Genomic DNA, 5,609 nt, shown 5'->3' with positions numbered 1-5,609 from the left:
TTCGGTGGGATGGGCGGTAAACACCAGTCCGATATCCAACTCATCGAAGAGTCTTTGGACATGCTGGGGCGGCACTCCGGCGGCTTTGAGCGATGGAAACAGGGCGTGAAAGGTGCCGCGTTCTTTTTTCGGTTCGGTGGTAGCTTGCCAGTTTTTTTCTAGCAATCCCGCGCCGAGCGGGAGAATATGTTCGGTGAGATCGTTAGTTGCTAAAGTTGACGGGTTGGGCACCGCATACTGGAGTGACAATTTGAGTGCCAACTTTTGTTCGCATTGTTCGTAGTGCTGCTCGACAATATTGATCAGTTGAAAATACAGTGCAAACGCTCTGGCGGCTCTGATGGCATCTTTGAGATCGAGTTTTTCGATCAGTTGGTGGACTTCTTGGGAGAGGGGTTCGGACGTGCTGCCATCGGACGAACACATCTCGCGCAACTGACTGAGCAGATTGACTAATTCTTGGCCGCAGGCATCACGCAGCACGCGCTCCCAGAGGTCTTCAATTACCTTGAGTCGATGGTTGAGTAAGAGATTGGAGGGAGTACAGACCATCAAGTCTGGTTCGGAGCTGTGGGTTAGCGGATGCATAAAGAGAAGTGCTCGCGGTATGGAAGGAGAATTACCCAAGGTAAAGATGCGATCGCTAACCTGGTGGGATTGCGCAAGCTTCTGACCTCGCGATGAAAATTACTGTCTTCGCGATGCTAGTGCGAATTATGGGTGTGGTCTGACCTCGCGCGATTCGGCAAGGTGGACTCATTATATCAAAGAATTAGGAGCCACAATAGCTCGCGGCGATCGCGGCACAGTGTTGGCTGCTGCTGAGAACAGCTTGAGGTCGCATGTGGCGAAGGTAGGCTTGACGGCTTCAGGCTCAATCGTCAAGTGCCGCCGGGTCTGTGAATGAATCGCTCAATCGATCGGGAAAATGTAATACAGGCAATCGATCGCCGCGAAAGACTTCTTCGCTAGCCAATCCTAACTGTTCGATAAATTCACCAGCCATCCGCGCGCTGACGATCGCGGCCAACCAAGGTGTCGCAGCGAGACTGACAAGTACCGACGGTGAAACTACAGCAATCCGTGAGGGCAATCCTGACATAGTAATAGTCGTCAACTCCAACTAAGTTAAATTTGGCTTGGGATCTAGTTTTGGGAATTAGACAGCTCGATTGTGTGCCTTTCTATCATAATCGAGTTAGCGCATCTATGCTTGTGACAACCGATACAATAACCTCGTCACTAGTATCAGGGCGATCGACCCACCGATCTCGATCGCCGAAATTAATGCCACGTCTGAGTTTAAGCGTGATTAAGTCACTACCCCAGTTAGCCAGGGCGATCGGCGTAATCCTCATGTATTTTCTGAATTTTTAAAAAAACTACGCGCAATGTTAATTGCGATCGGTGGTTGTGGGTAATTTAAGTAGGAGAGTAATTGAATCTTTCAATCATTCGGATCGAGATCGATCGAGGAGTACCTATCAGTCTTCTAGTCACTTTCACTACCAATCTCAACGTCAATTATCCCCGTCTTCTCTACTTCTTCCTAGTGGCATAGTTCAGGCTATGAGTAACAAATTTATATGCTTAATCGATTAAAAAATCTATTTCCTCAACGAGGTAATGGGGTGGCGATCGAACTTGGATCCGAACGGATCAATATTGCCCAACTCCAAAAGAAAGGTGCCGATCTCACCCTCAAACATCTGTGCTTTGCCGAAGTTCCTGAAGGAATTTTTGAGGAAGGACGAATTATCAATGCCCAAGAGTTAGGTGACTTGATTCGGACGACCTTAGCCGACAACAAAATCAAGGCAACTCACGTTACTACCTCCGTACCAATGCGGGAATCTGTGATTAGATTAATTCCCTTACCGGCGGAATTAAACGATCGTGAAGTTCGCGATCTGATTCTCAATCATGAGGCAGCATTATATCTACCTTACCCACGGGAAGAAGTCGATCTCGACTATCAAAAGCTGGATCTGATCGTCGATGAAGATGGGTTGGATAAAGTCCAAGTCATGCTCGCCGCCACTCGCAAAGAAGTCACCGATAGTTATATCGAGACTTTTCGATACGCGGGATTGCCAGTCAAAGTGCTGGAAATCAGCAGCTTTGCAGTACTCCGCACGATCAAAGAACAACTACGGCAATTTGCTCCTCAAGAAGCCGTCGTCTTGATCGATATCGAGTTTGATTGTACCGAAATCGCGATCGTCGTCAATGGCATTCCCCAGTTTAATCGGACAGTGCCGATCGGGACTTTCCAACTGCAAGAAGCCCTCAGCAGTGCGATGAATTTGCCCTTGAGTCGCAACTCCGATGCCTTGCTCGATATCACCATCCCCGATCTCCCCGTCAGCAGCATGAACGATCGCAGCGAAGCAATGACTAGCATCAATCCTGGCATGGCTGCCACCGTCCGCATCCTCACCGAACTAGCCGATGAAGTGCGTCGCTCGATCGAGTTCTACATGAGCCACAATGGCCAAGACCTCAAACTCGAACAACTCTTGCTCGCTGGACCTGGTGGCGGCATCGGTCAACTCGATCTCTTTTTCACCCAAAGATTGAGCATTCCCACCACTCAAGTCGATCCCATCGGCGGACTGGGTTTGGAGCCAGAAATGGACATCCCCATCGGTCAACGACCTGGACTAGGTGTAGTTCTAGGCTTAGGAATGCGCGAGGTATAAATATATGTATAGTCTAGATATCAATTTACTGCGCGAACGCGCTGAATATCAAACCGGTCAACAGACCGATCTCAGTAGCGGCATTCCCGCCGCACCCCGTGGCAAATATGGCAAAATCCCGCTGTTTGTCGGCGTGGGCATGGCTGCCTTAGCTTTAATGGCAACTGGTGGTAGTTGGCTCTATTTGGGTCAGCAAACTACTCAGCTCGAAGCCAAGCAAAAAGACTTAGACCAAAAATTGGGAAGTCTCAAAGTCCAAGATGCCCGCCTCGCCGAACTCAACACTCAATTCTCCCAGATCTCTGGCGAAACTCAATCATTAGCGAGTGTCTTCAATCAGGTGCAACCCTGGTCGGCCATCCTCCAAGATTTGCGCGAAAGCATCCCGCAGGGCATTCAGATTGAAACAGTCAATCAAACTTCGATTCCAACCACCGTTGCCGTTCCAGCCGCCCCAGTCGCTCCAGCAGCTCCAAAGGGTGGTCTGATCGATAAAATCTCCGCTCCGCCCAATCCTGATGGGACGCCTGCCGCTAGTCCTAGTCCGGCTGTCGCGACAGCTCCCGTTCCTGCTAGCACCACGCCTGCGGCTGCTCCTGCACCTGCGGCAACTACTAGCACCGCGACGCTCCCCGCCGACGTCCCAACTACCAAAATAGAAATCACTGGTAGAGGCAAATCTTTTGAGGATGTCAACAACTTCATCCTTACCCTCAAACAGTCAGCCTTCTTCAACCCTGAAGATACGCATTTAATCAATGCCGATCTGGCTGATGGTTATACGGCATTGACGCCACTCAGATCGCGCAGTAGTAACGCATCAATGACCCCCATTGAGAAAGAGGCAGTCGATCGCATCAGTCGATTGAAAATGCCCAAAATAGTTAACTACAAAATTCAAACTACCCTCAAGCGAATCCCCGCAACAGATTTAATGCAGGAGTTAGAACGCAAAGGTGCTGTTGGTTTGGTGTCTCGACTCAAAAGTATCAAACAACAACAGCCGGTCAAACCATGATCTCTAGTAGTAACCTAATGACTTCAGACGGAAGTTCTCAACCACAGCAGGCGATCGAAATATGACATATAGTAGCGATTTAATCGAAAGCGATTTAGTAAGTAATACCTCTTTTATAGTTCCACCAGCATATCCGTCGGTCTTTGGGATTACCTTTAGTCCGCTGGTCAGTGGTGCCTGTGTTGCGGTAGTCGGAATTGGGATTGCTGGTTATCTATTTACCAGCTCGATCCAACCCCAATTTACCAAAAATCAGGAGTTAGAAACTAAGCTAGCGCAAACCCAAGATCAGATTCAGCAACGCAAAGACAACGTTCAAAAAATTGCGGCTGCCGAAAAAAGTCTCGCCAGCGCCAAGGCTCAAAAGCAAGTCGTCACCGGATTATTTGCTAGCGACAAAAAGCTCGATACCCTGCTGCTCGATCTGAACAAATTGGTGAATATCCGGCAAGGAGAACTCCAAAAATTCACGCCCGATCTACCAGTTGCTACTGGCGGTAGCAGTGGTGCTGCGGTCGTCAGTGACGGTTCCCTCGGTGCCGCATTGAACAACAAAATCAAACGTAAAGGAGTCGGGATCGAAGTCCGAGGTAGCTTCGAGCAAGTCCAATCGATCTTACGCACGATCGAAAGATTGGATCAATTACTCTTAATTAAAGATTTTCGTGCGGATGTGGAGAAAGAAAGTCAGAAGATAGTAGTAGACGCGCAAGGCAAAGTGCTGCCCCAACCAGAAGCGATTATCAAAACTTCATTCAAAATCCAAGCTCTGATTCCACTTACACCAGCAGAGCAAGCTGCCGCAACCCCACCAGCACCAGTCAAAAAATAACCGACTGGACACCACCTCGTTAGCAGTTAATCCGGGATCTATCCAGATCTCTAGATGATGAGAGATTACCAACTTCATCTATCTACATAACTGACAACAATCGATCGATACCCCGTAAACATGTTCCTGGAATAGGAGAATTATTAAAGTGAGCAAACGTAAACAGATTATTACTAGTATGGCGCTCGGTAGCGCGGTTGTGGCTCTATCAGCAGGTCATGTCAATGCTGCAACGCGGACGCAAATCGATGCCCCCGTACCCAGCAGCAATCTAGTCGTTCAAACACCCCCCGCACCACCTGCGCCAACGCAACAACCCCTAGTTCCCAACCCCAAAATCACGATCGATGGCGTGAATGCCACTCCTGGGGTCGGACTCCAAACTCCCACCATGCCCCGTGCCGTGGCACCGCCCATCGGTGATATCAGCGTCTCCACCATCGACGCGGCCATGCCCCAAATCAATTTAGATTCTAAAAAACTCTACAGCGTCACCGCTAATCAATCGGCGCGCGAATTGCTCAGACAAATCGCGTTTGAAGCAAATCTCAACGTCGTTGACTCTGATAATAGTAGTGATGGCAAAGCTACCCCTGATAAAACTGTTTCGGTGAGATTTCGGAACGAACCGATTCAGAATGTCTTTAATTATGTCCTGCAACTGAGTGGCTTAGAAGCAAATCGGATCGGTAACACCATCTTCGTTGGTACCAAGTTGCCCGATTCTGTCAAAGAAACGATCGTCCGCACAGTCCGACTCAATCAAGTATCTTCCTCGGCTGCGGCGAACTTTTTGGCGACTCAAGGTGCCGAATCCCAAATTGCCCTCAATACCACGACTTATAACAATGTCGGTACGGACATCGCGCAAGCATCGGGGGGTAGTAATATCGCTGGATCGGCTTTGTCTAAAGTCGTCGAAACTCGCACCTCGACAATTCAAACACTCAAAACGACCACTGAAAACAGTCCGCTGGTCTTGAAAGGTCTGTCGGTCAGTGCTGACGAGCGATTAAACTCAGTCACCCTGGTGGGAACCGGGCGTAAGGTCGAAATG

At 49.1% G+C, this 5,609-nt stretch carries 6 protein-coding genes; 4 read left to right on the top strand and 2 right to left on the bottom strand.

Annotation, left to right across the window (positions count from 1 at the left end):
* Both RMO27_RS16885 and RMO27_RS16880 read right to left on the bottom strand, forming a co-directional pair.
* Positions 1-588, bottom strand: a 588-nt coding sequence (locus RMO27_RS16885; RefSeq protein WP_309734622.1) for a phosphoenolpyruvate carboxylase, incomplete at its 3' end; no start/stop codon positions are given.
* 286 nt (positions 589-874) lie between these two features.
* Positions 875-1,102, bottom strand: a complete 228-nt coding sequence (locus tag RMO27_RS16880) for a hypothetical protein (protein WP_309734620.1) — start codon at positions 1,100-1,102, stop codon at positions 875-877.
* Positions 1,103-1,586: 484 nt separating this feature from the next.
* Between RMO27_RS16880 and pilM the strand changes: the two genes are divergently transcribed.
* The 4 genes from pilM to RMO27_RS16860 all read left to right on the top strand — a co-directional run.
* Entirely contained in the window at positions 1,587-2,702 is a 1,116-nt protein-coding gene (pilM, locus tag RMO27_RS16875) for a type IV pilus assembly protein PilM (RefSeq protein WP_309734617.1), read from the top strand.
* A 4-nt stretch (positions 2,703-2,706) separates the two neighbouring features.
* Positions 2,707-3,720: a PilN domain-containing protein gene (locus RMO27_RS16870; RefSeq protein ID WP_309734616.1), complete on the top strand. Its 1,014-nt coding sequence runs from the start codon at positions 2,707-2,709 to the stop codon at positions 3,718-3,720.
* Positions 3,721-3,781: 61 nt separating this feature from the next.
* A complete protein-coding gene (locus tag RMO27_RS16865) occupies positions 3,782-4,552 on the top strand; it encodes a pilus assembly protein (protein WP_309734615.1) in 771 nt (256 codons plus the stop codon).
* Between the two features lie 148 nt (positions 4,553-4,700).
* The coding region (locus RMO27_RS16860) for an STN domain-containing protein (RefSeq protein WP_309734613.1) at positions 4,701-5,609 on the top strand (909 nt) is incomplete at its 3' end.

The sequence above is a fragment of the Chamaesiphon sp. OTE_75_metabat_556 genome (assembly GCF_031378165.1).
Lineage (GTDB): Bacteria > Cyanobacteriota > Cyanobacteriia > Cyanobacteriales > Chamaesiphonaceae > Chamaesiphon.
Note: the sequence above shows the minus strand (reverse complement) of the source record. Positions and strands in the feature narration are given on the sequence as shown.

Excerpts from the sequence above, each read along its gene's own strand:
- RMO27_RS16880 (WP_309734620.1), bottom strand. The coding sequence starts at position 1,102 with ATGTCAGGATTGCCCTCACGGATTGCTGTAGTTTCACCGTCGGTACTT.
- pilM (WP_309734617.1), top strand. The coding sequence starts at position 1,587 with ATGCTTAATCGATTAAAAAATCTATTTCCTCAACGAGGTAATGGGGTG.
- RMO27_RS16870 (WP_309734616.1), top strand. The coding sequence starts at position 2,707 with ATGTATAGTCTAGATATCAATTTACTGCGCGAACGCGCTGAATATCAA.
- RMO27_RS16865 (WP_309734615.1), top strand. The coding sequence starts at position 3,782 with ATGACATATAGTAGCGATTTAATCGAAAGCGATTTAGTAAGTAATACC.